General features: G+C 72.5%; 15 protein-coding genes. 7 read left to right on the top strand and 8 right to left on the bottom strand.

Features of this window, described 5'->3' with window-relative positions; translation table 11 throughout:
- Positions 1 to 6: 6 nt before the first annotated feature.
- The 5 genes from IPQ09_21005 to IPQ09_20985 all read right to left on the bottom strand — a co-directional run bounded on the left by IPQ09_21005 (position 7) and on the right by IPQ09_20985 (position 6,014).
- Entirely contained in the window at positions 7 to 1,896 is a 1,890-nt protein-coding gene (locus IPQ09_21005) for a hypothetical protein (protein MBL0196657.1), read from the bottom strand.
- Between the two features lie 34 nt (positions 1,897 to 1,930).
- Entirely contained in the window at positions 1,931 to 3,019 is a 1,089-nt protein-coding gene (locus IPQ09_21000) for a cytochrome c (GenBank protein ID MBL0196656.1), read from the bottom strand.
- Positions 3,020 to 3,127: 108 nt separating this feature from the next.
- The gene (locus tag IPQ09_20995) at positions 3,128 to 3,361 is read right to left on the bottom strand and encodes a hypothetical protein (protein ID MBL0196655.1); all 234 of its coding nucleotides are present in this window, start codon (positions 3,359 to 3,361) and stop codon (positions 3,128 to 3,130) included.
- A 403-nt stretch (positions 3,362 to 3,764) separates the two neighbouring features.
- The gene (locus IPQ09_20990) at positions 3,765 to 4,871 is read right to left on the bottom strand and encodes a hypothetical protein (GenBank protein ID MBL0196654.1); all 1,107 of its coding nucleotides are present in this window, start codon (positions 4,869 to 4,871) and stop codon (positions 3,765 to 3,767) included.
- A 78-nt stretch (positions 4,872 to 4,949) separates the two neighbouring features.
- The gene (locus IPQ09_20985) at positions 4,950 to 6,014 is read right to left on the bottom strand and encodes a UDP-N-acetylmuramate dehydrogenase (protein MBL0196653.1); all 1,065 of its coding nucleotides are present in this window, start codon (positions 6,012 to 6,014) and stop codon (positions 4,950 to 4,952) included.
- Positions 6,015 to 6,051: 37 nt separating this feature from the next.
- Here IPQ09_20985 and hrpB point away from each other — a divergent pair, with 37 nt between their 5' ends.
- On the top strand, positions 6,052 to 8,565 hold the full coding sequence (gene hrpB / locus IPQ09_20980; GenBank protein ID MBL0196652.1) for an ATP-dependent helicase HrpB: 2,514 nt from the start codon (positions 6,052 to 6,054) through the stop codon (positions 8,563 to 8,565).
- Positions 8,566 to 9,050: 485 nt separating this feature from the next.
- On the opposite strand, the gene IPQ09_20975 is transcribed toward hrpB, so the two are convergent.
- The 3 genes from IPQ09_20975 to asnB all read right to left on the bottom strand — a co-directional run bounded on the left by IPQ09_20975 (position 9,051) and on the right by asnB (position 12,534).
- Complete coding sequence (locus IPQ09_20975) at positions 9,051 to 9,701, bottom strand: hypothetical protein (protein ID MBL0196651.1); 651 nt, start codon at positions 9,699 to 9,701, stop codon at positions 9,051 to 9,053.
- Between the two features lie 98 nt (positions 9,702 to 9,799).
- A complete protein-coding gene (locus tag IPQ09_20970; GenBank protein ID MBL0196650.1) occupies positions 9,800 to 10,591 on the bottom strand; it encodes a hypothetical protein in 792 nt (263 codons plus the stop codon).
- Positions 10,592 to 10,665: 74 nt separating this feature from the next.
- Entirely contained in the window at positions 10,666 to 12,534 is a 1,869-nt protein-coding gene (gene asnB / locus IPQ09_20965) for an asparagine synthase (glutamine-hydrolyzing) (GenBank protein ID MBL0196649.1), read from the bottom strand.
- A gap of 159 nt (positions 12,535 to 12,693) precedes the next feature.
- Between asnB and IPQ09_20960 the strand changes: the two genes are divergently transcribed.
- The 6 genes from IPQ09_20960 to IPQ09_20935 are packed head-to-tail and all read left to right on the top strand — an operon-like array spanning position 12,694 to position 17,541.
- Positions 12,694 to 13,224, top strand: coding sequence for a hypothetical protein (locus tag IPQ09_20960; GenBank protein ID MBL0196648.1), 531 nt, complete (start codon positions 12,694 to 12,696; stop codon positions 13,222 to 13,224).
- Between the two features lie 49 nt (positions 13,225 to 13,273).
- A complete protein-coding gene (locus tag IPQ09_20955) occupies positions 13,274 to 13,906 on the top strand; it encodes an NUDIX hydrolase (GenBank protein MBL0196647.1) in 633 nt (210 codons plus the stop codon).
- On the top strand, positions 13,903 to 14,793 hold the full coding sequence (locus IPQ09_20950; GenBank protein ID MBL0196646.1) for an NAD(+)/NADH kinase: 891 nt from the start codon (positions 13,903 to 13,905) through the stop codon (positions 14,791 to 14,793). The genes IPQ09_20955 and IPQ09_20950 overlap by 4 nt, the downstream gene beginning before the upstream one ends.
- 51 nt (positions 14,794 to 14,844) lie before the next feature.
- On the top strand, positions 14,845 to 15,897 hold the full coding sequence (locus tag IPQ09_20945) for a ketoacyl-ACP synthase III (GenBank protein MBL0196645.1): 1,053 nt from the start codon (positions 14,845 to 14,847) through the stop codon (positions 15,895 to 15,897).
- A gap of 22 nt (positions 15,898 to 15,919) precedes the next feature.
- Complete coding sequence (locus IPQ09_20940; GenBank protein ID MBL0196644.1) at positions 15,920 to 16,588, top strand: hypothetical protein; 669 nt, start codon at positions 15,920 to 15,922, stop codon at positions 16,586 to 16,588.
- Entirely contained in the window at positions 16,585 to 17,541 is a 957-nt protein-coding gene (locus IPQ09_20935) for a matrixin family metalloprotease (GenBank protein MBL0196643.1), read from the top strand. Before IPQ09_20940 ends, IPQ09_20935 begins: the two co-directional genes overlap by 4 nt.
- Positions 17,542 to 17,545: the final 4 nt, after the last annotated feature.

The following is a 17,545-nucleotide window of genomic DNA, read 5'->3' as shown; positions in this document are numbered from 1 at the left end:
GCGGCGTCAAGGCGCAGGGTCGAGCTCTGCCACGACCACCCTCGCGCCGTCGAGGCACGCGACCCTCGTGCCGCCGTCGTTGACCGCGCAGGCGACGAGACGCGAGAGGCTCGGCTCGCTCGCGCTCTGCAGCCGACGGGCACCGCCGGGGCCGGCGACCACGACGCCGAGGGCCGTCCCCAGGACCACCCAGCGACCGTCGGGCGATCGGGCCGAGCCGCGCGGGGCGGGCTGATCGAGCGGCGCGTCCAGGACGAGCGCGCGCGCGAGGCCCGCCTCGAAGAGCACCGGCTGACCCGCCACGAAGGCCTCGAGGCCTCGAGGCCCCCACGCCACCGGAGCGACCGGGACGGGCTCGCCGCGCGTCGCTCCGCACGGCGGCGCCAGCGCGACGGGCAAGGGCACCACGACCTCGCGCGGGTCGCTGTCGCCCTCCGGGGGAGCGAACGTGGCGATCGGGGGACCGCCCCTGCACGCGTCATACACCTCGACGAGGACGCCGTTGCCCGGAGAGCGCACGGCGGGTGGCCACGCGGGCGCCGGGCTCTCCGCCTCTGTGCCCGCCGCAAGATCGGCGCGAACGACCCCGTCTTCGGTGACGACGTCGAGCTGGGTGGGCGACGCGAACGAGAGAGGCCCGAACGACGGCACGTGGCGCTTCGGCACGCGGGGTGCCGCGCGGAGGACTCGCACCGACCGCGGCGCGACCGGCGGAGCGGCGAGGTCGACCGCGCGCTCGGCCTCACGGAGCTTCTCCTTCGATCGCCCAACCAGCGGACCCCGCCATCGCGTCATCGCCGCCACCGTCGCGAACGGTCCGCCCGCCACCACGCGCGCGCGCACCTCGGCCAGCGCGAGGTCCTCTAAGAAGGGCGCTCCGGCGCACCGCGGCGCAGCGACCCCCATGAACCCCGACAGCCGGGCGCCCGCGAGCTCGGGGCAGACCGCCCTCGCGACCGCGCTCGCCCGGGTGACGCGCCGCTCTGCCTCAGGCGCGTCCCTCGCGCGCGCCCCCCGCGCGGCCTTCAGCGCGGCCGCCGCGTGCGCCGCGAGCGAGGAGCGAGGCTCGTCGGGATCGGCGGCGAGCCCCGCGGGCCGGTCGAAGAACGCCAGCGTCGCGTCGAGCGGTCCCCCTTCGTCGGCCACCGAGACTTTGAGCGTCAGATCGGCCACGCGATCGCCGTCGCGATCGGCGCTGTCGGGCGTGATGGTGAGCCGCGGTGCGCGCGGCGGATCGGTCACGACGAACGAGAGGCGGGCACGCGCCATGGACGGGCGGCCCGGCGCGGGGTCCACTTCCACGAGCACGAAGGCGCGCGTCTCAGCGAACGCCGCGGCAGGAGCGGTGCCGACCTCGACCAGCGCCGAGCGCGCGCCGACCCGTGTGACCACGTGCGCCCCGGGGCTGTCGGGGAGGGTCGCGAGCTCGGTCGCGTGCACGCGGGTGGAGTCGGCCTCGCCGCCGCGGTACCAGCGCACCTCGAACGCGCGCGGCGAGGCGTCGACGCGCAGGACGCACAGAGCGTCGAGGCGTCCATCGCCGTCGAGGTCCGCGAAGAGCCCGCGCTCGAACGACTGGCCCGGCGGCGCCTCGAGGCGGAGCCCCGCGTGCTGCCACACGGAGGTGTGGGGCGGGGCGACCGGCGTGGCGTCGCCAGTGTCGCCAGTCGGCGGCGGGGGCGGGACGACAGGCGTCGCGTCGACGCTCGGGAGCGCCCCCGACGGCGCGGAGTCGATCGCGTAAGGCACGTAGGGGTGGTCGTTGCGGCAGCCCTTGCAGCCAGCCCCCGCGAGCGCGAGCGCGAGGGTGGCGAGCTCGCGCGCCGTCACGCGCCGGGCAGATCGACGCGCGCGCGTGTGGCGCTCCGGGCGCGAGCGTGCGGGGTCATCCGTCATTTCGCGCGGTTATACCCCAGCCTCGTCCGGGGCCTCACTTGTCGTCGTCGGCTTCCTTCGGGTCTTTCGCGACCCCCTTGCCGTAGGTCTTGAGCAGGTAGGCACGGATCACCTTGATGTCGGCGTCGGGAGCCTCGAGGCCGTTGTCGACCATGCGACCGATGAGCGAGTCGACCTGCTTCGCGTTCGTCGGGGGCTTCTCATCGAGCTCGGTGACCTCGTGGCACTGCGTGCAGTGCTTCTCGAGCAGCGGCTTCACCTCCGTCGCCGCCTTCGCCTCGACGTCGCCCGCCGCAGCGAGCGCTGCCACGGCGGCCGCCTTCGCCTTCTTCTTCTCCTGCTCCTGCTGGCGCTTCTTCTGGGCCGACGCCTGCAGATCGGGCGAAATGGCGATGAGGTACGCGGTCACCGCCCACTGGTCCTGCTCGGTGATAGGCGCCGACAGCGCGGGCTTCTCGCCCATGCGCTCGACCGTGTGGGTCCAGTCCTGCGGCGAGCGAGGCTTCGCGAGGATGGTCTTCATGTCGTGGCACTCCACGCACTGAGTCACCATCACCTCGCGACCGCGCTTGAGCTCGGTCGCCGTGGCGAGCTTGTCGAGCGGCGCCTCCTTCGGGAGCTCGGCCAGCGGGAGCACCTTCTTCACGTGGTCGAGGCTCGCCGCGCTGAACACGTCGCCACCACGCGCCTTCTTCGCCAGCACACGGTCTTTGAAGCTGAAGGGTAGCGACAGACCGAGCAGAACGACGGTGCACGCGAGCAGCCCGGTGCCGAGGAACGGCATCCACTCCTCGAGGTGCCGGAAGAAGCGAATGATGGAAATCTTGAGCAGGAGGATGAGGCCAATGATGAGCCCCATGATGATGTGCACCACCGTGCGAGCGGGGAACTCCACCTGGTAGGTGAAGAGCCGCGGCACCATGCGAGTCATCATCACCACGTAGACGATGACGTAGGCGAAGCCGATCCCCCGGTGCAGGTACATGGCCCACTTCGGTGCAGCGCTCGTGCGGGTCGCCTTGTCGAAGGGATAGCCCCACAGGTGAAACATGAGGAAGACCGAGGCGAACCCCAGCACCAAGAAGGCAATCCCGAGAATGGCATTGAACGAAGTACCGCTCATTCGTCTCTCCCCTCGAAGCGCTCCCGCGCCGTCGACCAAACGTGTCGTCGATGTTCGCGCGCGACCCGCCACTCGGCGGCCGCGCGCTGCTTGGGTGCGAGCCTTCGGTCAGTGCACCGCGCGCGCGCGGTAGGTAGCCCGGTACGGCGCCTTGTAGGCGTCGTGGCACGCCTTGCACTGGGCCTTCGCGCCGTCCAAATCCCCCGACTTCGCGAGCTGGGCGCCCTTCAGCGCGATGGCACGCCAGTTCCAGCCACCGTTCGGCGAGAGGTTCGCGGTGTGGGTGAAGGCCGCGGCCATCGCCGGGCCCGTCTTCGCGGCCCCCACCTCGGCGCGCATCATCTTCTGCAGAGGGCAGAGGTTCTCCTTCGTGCCGCAGCTCGAGGGCGAGGGCGAGGGCGCGGCAGCGGCCGGCGCGGCGACGTGGGCTGGGGGCTTCACCCCGGGCTTCGCCGCGCCCGCGTCACCCTCCGCCGCAGCCGCGACCGGCGCGTCCGGCGACGCGTCGGCCGCCGCGGTCGTCGGATCGGCGCCCGCGTCCTTCGGGCGCAGCGGATCGTCGATCGTCGTCGGCGCGGCCGAGGCGAGCGGGGCGAGGTCGCAGTTGCACGGGGCGGGCGGCGGGGGCGGAGGACACACGGGCGCCGCCTGCGCGCACGCGCCCGCCACGAGGACCACACCCAGCAACGCAGCGATCGATCTCACGGGTCCTCCTTCTCTCCTGGTCATACGCGCCGGAGCGCGCTCACTTCACCGGCCGAAGCCGGTACTTCTGCCGCCAGAGCGGCTTCATCGTGGTGTGGCAGCCTCGGCACGCCTTCCGGGCCTCGTCCATGTCGCCTCGGCGCGCCGCGGCAGCCGAGGCCTTGGCCATGCTCGCCCACTCCCACGACGAGTCGGGCGAGAACGTAGCGAGCTTGTCCATGGCGCGCGCGAGCGCCTCGGTGTCGCCGGCGGTCACGGCTGGCGCGATGTTCCGACGCATCCAGATTTGGAGTGGACAGAGGTTGTCCTTCTCGCCGCACACGCGCACCGGCTGCGGCGGGCGCTTGGGCTTCGGGAAGGTGCGCGCCGCGTTCACGGCGACCGGCTGACCCGCTGGAGGCGCGGCGACGGGGGTCGCCAGCGCCATCGCTTCGGCGCGCGCCTTCTCGAGGGCCTGCTGCTTTTCCGACGCGAGCACCAAGTTCGGCGCCGGCGACTCCTTCCACTGGGCGACGAAGGCGAACTCGGGAGGATCGCCGTGGCACGTCGAGCAGTCGTGCTCCTGGCCGTCGATCCGGCGGAGCTTGCCGACGAAGGAGTCGTCCATGAACGCGGAGACCTTCGCCTTGTCGCGCCGATCGAGCACCGCCTCCTTCCCCTGGTGGCAGCCGTCGCAGTAGACCGCTTCGCCGTCCTCGAGGACGAGGAGGCGGGCCATCTCGTTGTACATGCGCTTGGCGACGCGCTTGCGGCGCGTGTCGGCGCGGAAGTTGTCCTCGCTGTGGCACCCCGTGCAGGGAATCCCGAGCGAGTCGCTGAAAGTGCCCATCACCTTGCGGCGCTGTTCGGGCGTGAGGCGCTCGAGGGGCGGGAGGTGCCGGATGTCGAGGCCTACCTCCGCGAGGCGGTCGCCCATCCGTGAGGCGCGGACCGGCGCCATCGCGCCCACCGCTCGCGACGGCCCCGCCACGGCCGCGTGGGGATGCGCCGGGCCCACCGCCGCAGGCGGTCGCGCGTCGCTCGCGAGCCGGCCCGTGGGGACGGCGGGCGCGGGCGACGGCGCGCGCGGACCACACGCGAAGAGCCCCGCCGCGAGGAGGACCGCGGTGAGCGAAGTGGCGCGCAGCAGTCCGGACAGGCCTCCCATGAGTCCGCGAGGCTAACAGGCCTCGCGCGGGTCGCGCAAAGATTGCGCGCCTGCCGTCTGCGGTCTACCGCCCCCGCCTTACCAGGAGACGCCGAGGAGCACGGGCTCGGGCGCGAGGGTGACCCCGAAGGTCGAGGAGACCCCATCGCGCACCTCGCGTGCCAGCGCGAGCAGCTGCGTCGTCGTCGCGCCGCCGCGGTTGACGAGCGCGAGCGTGTGCTTGGCGCTGAGCCCGACCCGCCCTGCGCCGAAGCCCCGAGGAAAGCCGGCCCGTTCGATGAGCCAGGCCGCCGAGACCTTCGTGAGCCCTCCGGTGCCAGGGAACTCGGGCAGCCTCGCGCCGTCGCCGCACCTCGCCCGCACACGCGCGCGCGCAGCTTCCAGATCGGCGGCGGTGAGCTCGGGGTTCGTGAAGAACGAGCCGGCGCTGACCGAGTCGGGATCGTCGGCGGACACCACCATGCCCTTCGCGCGACGGAGCCGGAGCACGGTGTCGCGGAGCGTCCGAAGTCCGGCGCGGGGCGCGCTCCCGCCGTCGGGGGCGCCGAGCCCGAGCGCTGCGCGGAGCTCGGCGTACGGCGGGACCGGGGCATCCTCCGCAACGGCGAGCGCGAACGAGACCTCCAACACGGCGTAGCGCGCGGCGCCGCGGAACACGCTCGTGCGGTACCCGAAGCCACACTCCACGGGCGGCATGTGCATGATGCACTTATTTACTCGATCGAACACCCGCACCTGCGCGATGGTCGCGGACACGTCTTGACCATAGGCGCCCACGTTCTGGATGGGCACGGCCCCCACGAGGCCCGGGATCCCCGACAGGCACTCGAGCCCCGCCAGCCCGCGCTCCACGGTGAGCGCGACGAGGTCGTCCCACACCTCGCCGGCCGCCGCGGTGAGGCGCGCCGAGGCGCCGTCGAGGTCGACCCGTACGCCCCGGGTCTTCACGTGCACGACGGTGCCGGCCACGCCCGCGTCGGCGACGACGAGGTTGCTGCCGCCGCCGAGGAGCGTCACGGGTCCCGGCAGGGCGAGGCAGTCCACGAGAGAGACCTCGTCCGCCGCCTCCACGAACGCGTCGGGGGGGCCGCCGAGGCGGAGGGTGGTGTAGTGGGAGAGCGGAGGGGCTGGGACGACTCGCATCGCGGCGGATGCCGCGTGGTATAGCAGGCGAAGCCCCGTGCGCGCGCTCCCCATCGACCCCGAGCTGCCCGCGATCGTGCGCCTGCTCGAGCGCGACCGGCGCCTCGTGCTCGGCGCGCCGCCGGGCGCCGGCAAGACCACGCGCGTGCCGAGGGCGCTGCTCGACGCGGGCGTGACCGGCGAGATCGTGATCCTCGAGCCACGCCGGATCGCCGCGCGCCTCGCGGCCTCGCGGGTCGCGGTGGAGCTCGGCGAGCGCGTGGGCGACACGGTGGGCTACGCCGTGCGCTTCGAGGACGTTTCGAGCCCGCGCACGCGGATTCGCTTCGTCACGGAGGGCATCCTCACGCGGCGGTTGCTCGACGATCCGCAGCTGCACGGCGTGGGCGCTGTCCTCCTCGACGAGTTCCACGAGCGCCACCTGCAGGGAGACCTCGCGCTCGCCCTGCTCCGGCGCCTCTCCCTCGGCGCGCGACCCGACCTCCAGCTCTGCGTGATGTCCGCCACGCTCGACGGCGATCCGGTCGCCCGCTACCTGGACTGCCAGGTGATCGAGACCCAGGGTCGGACATACCCTGTCACGACCGAATACGAGCGGGCTGGCGACGAGCGCCCGCTGGAGCTCCGCGTGGCGTCTGCCGTGCGGCGCGCGCTCACCGACCTCCCGGAGGGCGACGTCCTCGTCTTCCTCCCGGGGGCCCGCGAGATTCGTCTCTGCCGCGAGGTGTGCGCGCGCCTCGCGGAGGCGCACGGAGCCGACGTCGTCGCCCTCCACGGCGACCTCTCGCTCGAGGAGCAGGGGCGCGCCGTCGCGCGTGGAGCGCGCCGCAAGGTGATCCTCTCCACGAACGTGGCGGAGTCGAGCGTCACGATCGAGGGCGTCGCCGCCGTGGTCGACTCCGGCCTCGCGCGCGCGGCGTCGCACTCGCCGTGGACGGGGCTCCCTACGCTGCGCCTCGTGAAGATCAGCCGCGCTTCGGCGAAACAACGCGAGGGGCGCGCCGGGCGCCTGCGCGAGGGGCTCTGCTTGCGCCTCTACACGCGCGCCGACCACGACGCGCGCCCCGCGAGCGACGTGCCGGAGATCGAGCGCGCCGATCTGGCCGACACGCTCCTAGGGCTCCACGCCGCGGGCCACCACGACCTCGCCTGGCTCGATCCTCCGCCAGCCGCCGCGGAGGAGAGCGCGACGCGACTGCTCACCCGCCTCGGCGCGCTCCACGAGGGCAACGTCACCGCGCTCGGGCGGCGCATGGCGGCGCTGCCGCTCCACCCGCGCCTCGCGCGCCTCGTGGTCGCGGGGGAGGACCTCGGGATCGTGGACGACGCGTGCGGCGCCGCGGCGCTGCTCTCGGAGCGAGACATTCGCGCCGATCGGGCCAACTTCGGCCCCGGTCAACGAGGGGCCGACGAGCCCACACAGAGCTCCGACGTGGGCATGCTCCTCGACAAGCTCCACGAGGTCGACGACGCGCGGTCCGAGCGTGGGCAGCGAGCGTGTCGCGCGGCCGGGCTCGACCCTCGCGCCGTCTCCGCCGTCGTCGCTGCGCGCCGGCAGCTCGCCCGGCGCGCGAGGGCGCGGGTCTCGAAGGAGGGCGCCTCCGCATCGATCGAAGCGCGTGAGGCGGCCCTCGGGCAGGCCCTCCTGGCCGCGTTCCCCGACCGCTTCGCGAAGCGCCACGGCGCGGGCTCTCGGCGCCTCGCGCTCGCAGGCGGCGTGAACGCGACCCTCGACGAGCGGAGCGTCGTGCGCGACGCCCCCTTCCTCGTCGCCCTCGACGCCGACGAGAGCCGCGGGGTGGTCGTCCGGCTCGCGTCCGCGGTCGATCCGATCTGGCTCCTCGACGGCGCCGCAGGCGCGGTGACCGAGTCGCGGGTCGTCACGTTCAACGCCGAGCTGGAGCGAGTCGAGGCCTGCGGGCGCCTCGCGTTCGACGGCGTGCCCTTCGACGAGACCTTGGATCGGCGCCCCACCGGGCACGACGTCTCCGCTTGCCTCGCGGAGGCCGCGTGGTCGGCGGGGCTCGCACGCTTTTCGCGAGACGGCGAGCTCGCGCGCTTCCTCGCCCGCGCGCGGTACGCCCACGCGCGCGGGAGACCCGTGCGCGCCCTCGACGACGCGGCGCTGCGCGATCTGCTCACACGCGCCTGCGAGGGCCTCCGCAGCTTCGCCGAGCTCGACGCGCTGAACCTCACGGCGTGGATCACCTCGGAGACCGACGGCGCCCAGACCCTCGAGTCGCACGCGCCCTCCCACCTCGCCCTGCCGAACGGGCGGCGCGTACCCGTGAACTACGAGGAGGGGAAGCCGCCGTGGATCGAGTCGTACCTTCAGGACTTCTTCGGGCTCGCGAGCTCACCCACGGCGTGCGGTGAGGAGCTCGTGCTCCACCTCCTCGCGCCGAACCGGCGCGCCGTCCAAATCACTCGTGATCTCAAAGGTTTTTGGACCAGACACTACCCCGACCTGCGGCGCGAGCTCGGCCGACGCTACCCCAAGCACGCGTGGCCAGAGGACACGGCCACGCCGGTGCCCATGCGACGACGGTGAGCGCCGGGCGCGAGGCGTGGGATGACCCGCGCCTCGACGTCGAGAGGGCGTCCATCGCTGCGGCGCCTGCCGGCGCTCTCGAGCCCGGAGAATTCATGAGGGTTCCGCGCGAGCCATCCGATCCTCGTGCTGCAGAGCGGCGCCGAGGCGGCCAAGGAGCCGGTTCGGGATGGGCTCGTACGGATCCGGACCAGTCCCCTGGAGTCGTGGTTCGTATCAGAAGTCCGGTCTTCGGTGTCATCCCGAGGAGCGATGGGGTGCCCCGTTTTCGGCGGCGGCGGGCCCGTCCTCAACTCAGCCGTTCCGCGCGGTGGAGGCGGCGCTTTGCGCTCAGGGGACAGTGGTTTCGGGTGTGACCGCGTGAGGACGCCGACCCTCGAACATGAGTATCCTCCCACCGCCGCCGAAAACGGGACACCCCCTCGCTCCCTTGTGGCGAAAGGCCGAGCCGCGCGACTTCTGGAAGGGATCACGCTTCCGGGAGACTAGCAGCCGCCCGGGTAATACGCGCGCCCCTTCGAAGCGGCCGCGCAGACGGAGGTGCAGGTGGGCGCGGTGTTGCACGCACGCACCGAGGCTGGCGCGTTCGGGCACGTCGAAGGCCATCGCCAGCAGGTGCCCTCCGCGCTGCCACAGCTCAGGATGTCCTTCACGGGGGCGTTGCACGCGGCGCCGCCGCCGCACTCCACGCGCGCGCTGCACGCGGTGGCCTCGCCCTTCTCGCACTCGCGAACGTGGCGCACCGCGCCCTTGACGCTGACCCCCGCCGCGTAGGTCACGCCGTCGCAGGCGCAGCGAGGTTGGTCGCCGTAGCTGGACTCGTCCACGCAGGTGCCCTCGCCCCGACAGCTCGCGACCTCGCAGACGAAGCCGGGTTGGCAGTCCTTCGAGGCGGTACAGGGCGAGCCGGGCTCCGGAGGGGTGGGGTCGTCCGGGGGCGTGTCCGGCGGCGGCGGCGTCAGCGTGTCCGTCGGCGAGGCGTTCGGGGAGAAGCCTCCGTCGCCCGTCGACGACGAGGGCTTGTCGAAGAACTCGACCTTCTTGGCGCCGCCGCAGGCCCCGAGCGCAAGCGCGAGCGCGACCGGTGCGCCCCAGGAGACCAGGGCTCGGGACCCGTGGGGGGAAGCGGGATTCATGGGCGATTCTTCTTCACGGGGCACCACGCTTGCAGTGTACGGCATGCGCTCGCCGACCACCACCCGCCAGCCAATAGCGTGGCGCGCGCAGCTCGCGATCAGTGCTTAGGCTTCTTCTTCGTCCCCGCGTCCGGGACGGTGGGAGTGCCCACCACGGCGACCGGAGGCGGCGCCACGGTCACGGCGGGAGCCACGGGCATGGGGAGCGCGGCGGCGGTCGGTGCCAGGGGCTCGGCCACCGCGGGGACCTCGGGCGCCGCCGCCGGGCGCGCCCGAGAGATCAGCAGGACGAAGATGATCCCGAGGAGCGCTACGACCGTGAGGACCACGACGAAGGCGATCGCCTTCTCTTTGGAAGACGGCCCGCGCCGCGGCGCGCGAATCACCACGGTCTCCGAGCGGATCTTGCGCCGCGGCGGCGGCAGCGGCGCGACGAAGCTCGCGGCCGCGTAGGCCGGGGGCGCGACGTGCGGCGGTCGAACCGAAGGCGGTGGCGGGGTCGCGCCCGGCGGGCGGAGGGGCGGAGCCCCGGGTGGTCGAATGTAGAGGCCCCCGCTCGAGGGCGGTCGAGGGATGGGCTCGACGACCGCCTCGGCGCCGTCGACGATGACCGCGGGCGCCGGATCGCTCCCGCGGCCGTTGCGGCTGGCCGGGATGGGCTTCGGGCCGGCGGCGTACGCGGCCTGCGATTGCCCGGCCGACTGGCCCTGGGCGAGTTGGATGGGCTCGGAGCGCTCGGGGGCCGCCGGCGGCGCGGCCGCGGGCGCGGCGGGCCGGCTCGGAGGCGGAGGGGCGGCGGCAAGCGATGCAGCAAGGGCGGGACTCTCCTCCGTCGCCGCGAGCTCCTCCGAGTCCGCGTTCTCCAGGCCGATGTCGTCGCTCTCGCTCATGCGCGATCCCGAGCCTACCCGATTTCGTGCCGCGAGGAAGCGTCGCCTCGCCGTCACCGCGACCCGCCGCGGCGTCAGCGCTCGCTGGGCAGCGACCGCAGCCAGACCTGCAGCGTGAGGAGCTGCCAGAGCATGTGGCCATGATCGGAGCCGCCGGCAAGGTGGGCCGCAAGCAGGCCCTCGACGAAGTCGCGCCGAACGTACTTGTAGAGCGCAGCCGAGCCCGTCAGCTGGTCTTCGAGGTACGCGCGCAGAGGACCACGGAACCACGCGCCGAGCGGGAGGCCGAAGCCCATCTTCTTTCGGGTGAACACCTCGTCGGGGACGAGGTCGGCGAAGGCGCGCCGGAGGATCCACTTCCGCTCGACGCCGCGCCGCTTGTAAGTGTCCGGGAGCTTCGCGACGTACTCCACGAGCTCGGTGTCGAGGAAGGGCGAGCGCAGCTCGAGAGAGTGCATCATTGACGAGCGATCCGCCTTCAAGAGCAGATCGTCGCACAGGTAGGTGTGCCAGTTCAGGTCGAGGACGCGAGAGAGCGGCGTCGCCCCCTCGGAGCGCCGCCCGACAGCCCGCATCTCCTGGATGGCGGTGCCTACGTCAACCTGCGCGAGCAGCTCCGGCGTGAGCACCTGGGTGAGGTCCATGGGGAAGAACGAGGTCCACGCCAGCAGGCGCTCGGGGAGGTCGAGCTCTGCGCGCGCGAGCGAGCGCCCGACGCGAGCACCGAGCGAAGTGCCCTCGCGGTTCAACCGACGCGCGAGGAGCCCCGCGACGCGACGGGCGGGGCGGGGCACGCGCTCGAGGGCCTCCACGGCGAGAAACCGGTTGTAGCCACAGAAGAGCTCGTCGCCTCCGTCACCCGTGAGCGCGACGGTGGCGTGCTCGCGCGTGAGCCCGCTGACGATGCTCGTGGGGATGGCCGACGAGTCGCCGAAAGGCCCGTCATGGGCACGAACCAACGCCTCCACGAGGTCGAAGGCGGCGGGCTTCACCTTGAACTCGGTGTGCGTCGTGCCGACGTGCTCGGCGACCTTGCGCGCGTACGCGGTCTCGTCGAACCCGTGATCCCCCTCGAAGCCGATGGAGAACGTTCGCACTTTGGCCGGATCGCCGAGGTGGCGGGCCATGACGGCTACGACGATGCTCGAGTCCACGCCGCCCGAGAGGAACGCGCCGACGGGCACGTCGGCTTCGAGGCGGCGGGCCACGGCGCGCTCGACGAGCTCGCGCACGCGGCCGCGCGCCTCCGCCTCCCCGACGCGCGCCTTCTTCTCGAAGGGCGGCGTCCAGTAGCGGCGGAGCTTCGGCCGGCCCCCCTCCTTCAGAAAGAGCGTCGTCGCCGGAGGCAGCTCCCGCACGTGGCGGTTCATCGAGTGGGGCGCGCGCGCCTGGCCGAACGCGAAGAACGGGACGAGGGCGTCGAGATCGATGTCGAACGGGACGCCGGCCGCGGTGAGCGCCTTCGGCTCCGAGCCGAAGGCGAAGCCGTTCGGCCCCTCCGAGTAGAACAGTGGCTTCTTCCCGGCTCGGTCGCGCGCCAGCAGCAGCGTGCGCTCCTGGTCGTCCCACACGGCGATCGCGAACATGCCGTCGAGGCGATCGACGACCCGAGGCCCCCACGCCGAGTAGCCGTGGACGATGGCCTCGGTGTCGCTCCGCGAGCGGAACGAATAACCGAGGCCGCTGAGCTCGCGGCGCAGCTCGTGGTGGTTGTAGATCTCGCCGTTGAAGACGAGGGTGTAGCGGCCATCCGGCGAGCTCATCGGCTGACGACCGGCCTCGGTGAGGTCGAGGATCTTGAGCCGCGTGAAGCCGAGCACGGTGCTCCACCGGCGGACGACGGAGGTGTCGTCCGGGCCGCGGTGCCGAATGGCGGCGAGGCCGGCGTCTACGTCGAACGACGCCCCCGGCGGCAGGAAGGCCGCGCCTACGAAGCCGCACATAGGGCGCGCCTGGGCGTGTGGAGTTGAGGCGAGCGGGGCACGGGGAGCCGGGGAATCCGGCTAGTGTAGCGAGAGGGCATCACCGGTCGCGAGGTCTCGCACACCTCGCATTCGAAGGGAAGCCCGCTCCACGCCCCGCCCGCCCGGTCTGATCGCCCCTTGGATCTCTTCACCCACGTCCTCGCCGCAGGCCTCGTCGCCGAGGGCGTCGCGCGCGTCCCCCGCGAGCGACATCTCCCGGTCCCCGCGACGGTGGCGCTCGGTCCCCTCACCTTCTTCCTCGCGAGCCTCTCGCACCTCGCGCTCGACCGCATCCCGCACTTCGGCTTCGTGCCCCACCTCCTCAGCGTGTGGGGGGCGCTGCCCCACGCGTGGCTCGTGCGGCCCGTCGTGGGCGGACTGCTCGCCCTCGCCTTCCTGCTCGCGCTGGGCGGGGGCAACCGCGGGATCGTGCTCGTGGCGGCGGCGGGGGCGACCTACCCGGACGTCGAGAAGATGGCCCACGCGATGTGGGGGCTCCCCTACCGGCTCTTCGAGGGGCACGCCGGGGCGACCTCGAGCTACTCCGGCGGCTACGACCACCGGCTGCTCGCCGCCGCCGAGATCGCCTTCAGCCTCGCGCTGGCGCTCGCCTACCGCGCGCTCGCCGCACGCCGCGGCGCGCACCACACCACGCCACCTCCAGCCTGACGCAATTTCCGCGTGCGCCCAAGCTGACCTTGGTCGTAGTCTCCGCCGTGTGGAGCACGTCCGGAAGCTGCCCGCGCCTCCCGCGATCGAGCTCGTCGACGTGGGCCCTCGGCCGCCCGGTGGGCGCGAGTTTCTAGGGCTGGAGCGCGTACACGCCCGATGCGCCTACCCGGACGGGTCAACGAGCGAGCGCTTCCTCTACGACATCGTCACGCGCGCGGCGGTCGACGCCGTCGTCGTGATCCCCACCTTCGAGCGAGACGGCGAGCGCTTCGTCGTGCTGCGCTCGGCCCACCGCGTGCCGCTCACGCGGCGCGATCCGGGGCTCGCGAACCTCTGGGAGCTCCCCGCGGGCCTCATCGAAGTGGGCGAGACCGCGGAAGAGGCGGGCGCGCGCGAGCTCCTCGAAGAGATCGGCGCGTCGCTGGCCCCAGGCGATCTCTCGCCGCTGGGCCCCCCCGTCGTCCCCGCGCCCGGCGCGCTCGCCGAGGTGCAGCACTTCTTGCGCGCGGACATCGATCCGCTCGCGCAACACACGCCGGAGGAGGACGGCTCACCCCTCGAGCGACACGCAGGCGTCGTCGCCGTGCCGCTCCGCGAAGCGCTCGGCGAGCTCGCGCGGCTCGGGCTCGTCGACAGCAAGACCGAGCTTGGGCTCCGACGGCTCGCGGAGGCCACGTGAGCTTCACGCGCGCGCTGGTGCTCACGAAGAAGACCACCTACCGGCGCTTCGTCGTGGAGTCGAGCGACCCACGGATCGCCGAGCTGCTCGCGCAGGGCGATCCTTCGGTCAGCAAGCTCCGCCGCTCGCACGACGATCACGAGGCGACGATCGACGAGGTGGTCGCCGCCCTCTCGGGGCTCCGAGTGCCCATTCGGCGCGTGGATGTGCGGGGCCTGCGCGAGGCGAAGCGCTCCGACCTCGTCATCACCGTGGGCGGCGACGGGACGCTCCTCCGCGCGTCGCACGAGCTCGGTGAGGGAATCGAGGTGCTCGGCATCAACAGCGCCCCCAAGACCTCGGTCGGGTTCTTCTGCGTCGGGAAGAAGGGCGCCGCGGCGCGGGCCATCCGGCGCGCGCTCGAAGGGAAGCTGCCGCGCGCGCGACTGACCCGGATGCACGTAGCGCTGAACGGCCAGACCATCTCCGCGCGCGTGCTGAACGAGGCGCTCTTCTGCCACGCGTCACCGGCGGCCACATCGCGCTATATCCTGCAAGTGTCCACCCGGTCGGAGGACCTCGAGGAGGAGCAGCGGTCCAGCGGGCTATGGATCGGCCCGGCCGCCGGCTCGACCGCCGCCCAGCGGAGCGCCGGCGGGCGCGTGCTGCCGCTCCAGTCGCGCAAACTCCAGGTCGTCGTGCGTGAGCCCTACACGCCCGTCGGCAAGACCCTGCGCTACCGGCGCGGCCTGGTGGGGCCCGACGGGGGCGTCCGACTCGTCAGCAAGATGCGACAGGCGAGGCTCTTCCTCGACGGCCACGAGCGGTCGTTCGACGTCACCATTGGCGACGTCATCGAGCTGCGGCGCGCCGAGGAGCGCCTTACGGTGCTCGGGCTCTCGCGGTAGCCCGCGACGATTCAGGTTCCACTTCCGCGGACGATTCACTACACGCGGAGCATGGGGTACGAGATCATCGGGACGGGGCACTTCGTCCCGGGCGCTCCGGTCACGAACGACGACCTGTCGCGCGTCATGGACACGTCCGACGCCTGGATCGCCCAGCGCTCCGGGATCCGCCAGCGCCACTTCGCCGGCGAAGGTGTGGGCGCCAGCGATCTCGCGTACGAGGCGTCAAAGCGCGCGATCGAGGCGGCCGGCATCGAGGCGAAGGAGATCGACTACATCCTCTTCGCGACCATGACCCCGGAGTACATCTTCCCCGGGTCCGGCGGCCTGTTGGGCGCGAAGCTCGGCATCGAGGGCGTCCCGGCGCTCGACATCCGCCAGCAGTGCGCGGCGATGATCTACGGCATCCAGCTCATCGACGGGCTCATGAAGAGCGGCGCCGCGCGCACGATCCTCTTCGTCGGCGCCGAGGCCCACGCGGGGTTCATGCCCTGGGAGGACTGGGACATCCTCACGGGCGAGCGCGAGGGCGAGGTGAGCCCCGAGGCGCGGGAGCGCGCAAACGCCCACCGTGCGCTCGCGGTGCTGTTCGGCGACGGCGCGGGCGCGCTGATCTTCCGGCGCACGGAGCGCGACGCGGGCCTCGTCGCGATGAAGGTCCACACCGACGGCCGCTTCGCCGAGACTATTTTCGTGCCCGGCGGAGGGTTTCGTACCCGCCCGTACTGGAAGGCGACGATGTTCGCCGAGCAGGCCTACATCCCCCGGATGGACGGGCGCGAGCTGTTCAAGTTCGCGGTCACCAAGCTGCCGCGCACCGCCCGGCAGCTCTGCGAGGAGACCGGCACCGCCATCGGCGACATCGACTGGTTCCTCGCGCACCAGGCGAATTTGCGCATCAACGAATATATCCGCGAACACCTCGGCGTGCCCGCGGAGAAGATGCCGATGAACATCGCCCGGTACGGGAACACGAGCGCCGGGACCCTCCCCATCCTCATCGACGAGAACACGCGCTCCGGGAACCTGAAGAAGGGCGAGCTCAACATGCTGCTCGCGCTCGGCGCCGGGATCCACTGGGGTTGCGCCCTCGTGCGCTGGTAGGTTCCCTGCTATCGTGCTGGGCATGAGGTCTCTTCGGGCACCCCTCCTCGCGCTAAGACTCTCGCTCGCGCTGGCCCTCGGTGTCGCCGCCCTGAGCGCGCCACGCCCCGCGCGGGCGTCGATTTCGTTCGCGGTCGCTTACGACGACATGGTCACCGACTCCGACGCGGTGGCTGTCGTCACCGCGCTCGAGCACCAGAGCGTGTGGGAAGAGAACCGCATCGTCACCTACACGCACCTCCGGGTGGAGGAGGGCATCGCGGGCAACCTCGCCACGGGCGCCGAGACCTGGGTCCGCACCCTCGGCGGGTCGGTCGGCAACATCGGGCAGCAGGTCGGCGGCGAGCCGGTGTTCGTGCAGGGGAAGGTCTCGCTCATCTTCGCGCGCGCCACGAAGCCGGGCACGGTCTCGGTGGTCGCGCGCGCGCAGGGCCAGTTCCCCGTGCTGGTCGATCCGGCGACGAAGCGCCGCTCGGTCATGAAGAACGCCAACTGCGGCCTGCTCGTCCCACGCGTCGAGGCCGTGGCTTCCACCGCGCCGGCCCCAGCGGGGGTCGCGCCGCGCGCCGTCCCAACCCCCGTCCCCACCCCGACCGCCGCGCGCGTCGTGGCCGTCGACGCGCTCCACGGCCGCTCCCTCGAGGACGTCGCCCGCGACATTTCGGCCCAGTGGAAGCGCCTGCACAAGTGAGCCGCCGCGTGGCGCCGCGGGTGCGTGGGTGGGGCCGGGCGGGGGTCGCCGCCGTCGTCGGGCTGACGCTGCTTGGCGCGCCGTCGAGCGCGATCGCGTTCTGCCGGTCGCGCACCGTGTCGATCGATCCCTCGTTCAACCCGAGCGAGACCGGGCGGTGCTTCGAGGAGGGCGTGCCCCTCTTTTGGCGAAACGCGTGCGTGGGGTACAGCATCGACAACCGCGTCTCGCGCAAGCTCGCGTTCGAGGTCGTCGCCAACGTCGTGGCGCGCTCGTTCACCCGCTGGACCGGGGCGAGCTGCGCGGGCGAGTCCACCGCGTCGTCCCGCGTGAGCATCGACGTGCGCGACGTGGGGCCGGCGCTCTGTCAGAAGGTCGAGACCGCGCTCGATCGCCCCAACGTGAACGTCATCCTGTTCCGCGACAACGAGTGGAAGACGGCAGACGGCGCGGCGCGATCGCCCGACACGATCGGCCTCACCACGGTGAAGTTCAACACCGAGACAGGCGAGATCTTCGGCGCCGACATGGAGCTCAACACCTACCACCACACCATGTCGGGAGGAGAGCCCACCGCGAACGAGTACGACCTCACGAGCGTCGTGACGCATGAAGCCGGGCACTTCCTCGGCATCGCCCACTCCGAGCAGCAGCAGGCGGTCATGTACGCGACCTACGACAAGGGTCGCTCGAGCGCGCGGGAGCTCTTCGGCGACGACGTGCGGGGGATCTGTTCGGTCTACCGACCCGACGGCACCCGACCGGTCCTCGGCAGCAAGGTCACGAGCGGCGGCGCGTGCGATCCGACCCCCTACGGAGGGCTCCAGCGCGACTGCGAGACCGAGCCGGAGAGCGCGGGGTGCGCGACCGCGCCCGACCCGCGCGCCGGAGCGGCGGCGTCCCTCCTCATGGCGGTCGCGGGCCTCGCGCTGGCGCGGCGCAGGCGCGCCTAAGGTC

This window comes from Myxococcales bacterium, assembly GCA_016720545.1.
GTDB lineage: Bacteria > Myxococcota_A > Polyangia > Polyangiales > Polyangiaceae > JAAFHV01.
Note: the sequence above shows the minus strand (reverse complement) of the source record. Positions and strands in the feature narration are given on the sequence as shown.

Coding starts and splice junctions, on each gene's coding strand:
- IPQ09_21005 (MBL0196657.1), bottom strand. CDS start 1,896: ATGACGGATGACCCCGCACGCTCGCGCCCGGAGCGCCACACGCGCGCG.
- IPQ09_21000 (MBL0196656.1), bottom strand. CDS start 3,019: ATGAGCGGTACTTCGTTCAATGCCATTCTCGGGATTGCCTTCTTGGTG.
- IPQ09_20995 (MBL0196655.1), bottom strand. CDS start 3,361: ATGATGCGCGCCGAGGTGGGGGCCGCGAAGACGGGCCCGGCGATGGCC.
- IPQ09_20990 (MBL0196654.1), bottom strand. CDS start 4,871: ATGGGAGGCCTGTCCGGACTGCTGCGCGCCACTTCGCTCACCGCGGTC.
- IPQ09_20985 (MBL0196653.1), bottom strand. CDS start 6,014: ATGCGAGTCGTCCCAGCCCCTCCGCTCTCCCACTACACCACCCTCCGC.
- IPQ09_20975 (MBL0196651.1), bottom strand. CDS start 9,701: ATGAATCCCGCTTCCCCCCACGGGTCCCGAGCCCTGGTCTCCTGGGGC.
- IPQ09_20970 (MBL0196650.1), bottom strand. CDS start 10,591: ATGAGCGAGAGCGACGACATCGGCCTGGAGAACGCGGACTCGGAGGAG.
- asnB (MBL0196649.1), bottom strand. CDS start 12,534: ATGTGCGGCTTCGTAGGCGCGGCCTTCCTGCCGCCGGGGGCGTCGTTC.
- IPQ09_20945 (MBL0196645.1), top strand. CDS start 14,845: ATGGGGTACGAGATCATCGGGACGGGGCACTTCGTCCCGGGCGCTCCG.
- IPQ09_20940 (MBL0196644.1), top strand. CDS start 15,920: ATGAGGTCTCTTCGGGCACCCCTCCTCGCGCTAAGACTCTCGCTCGCG.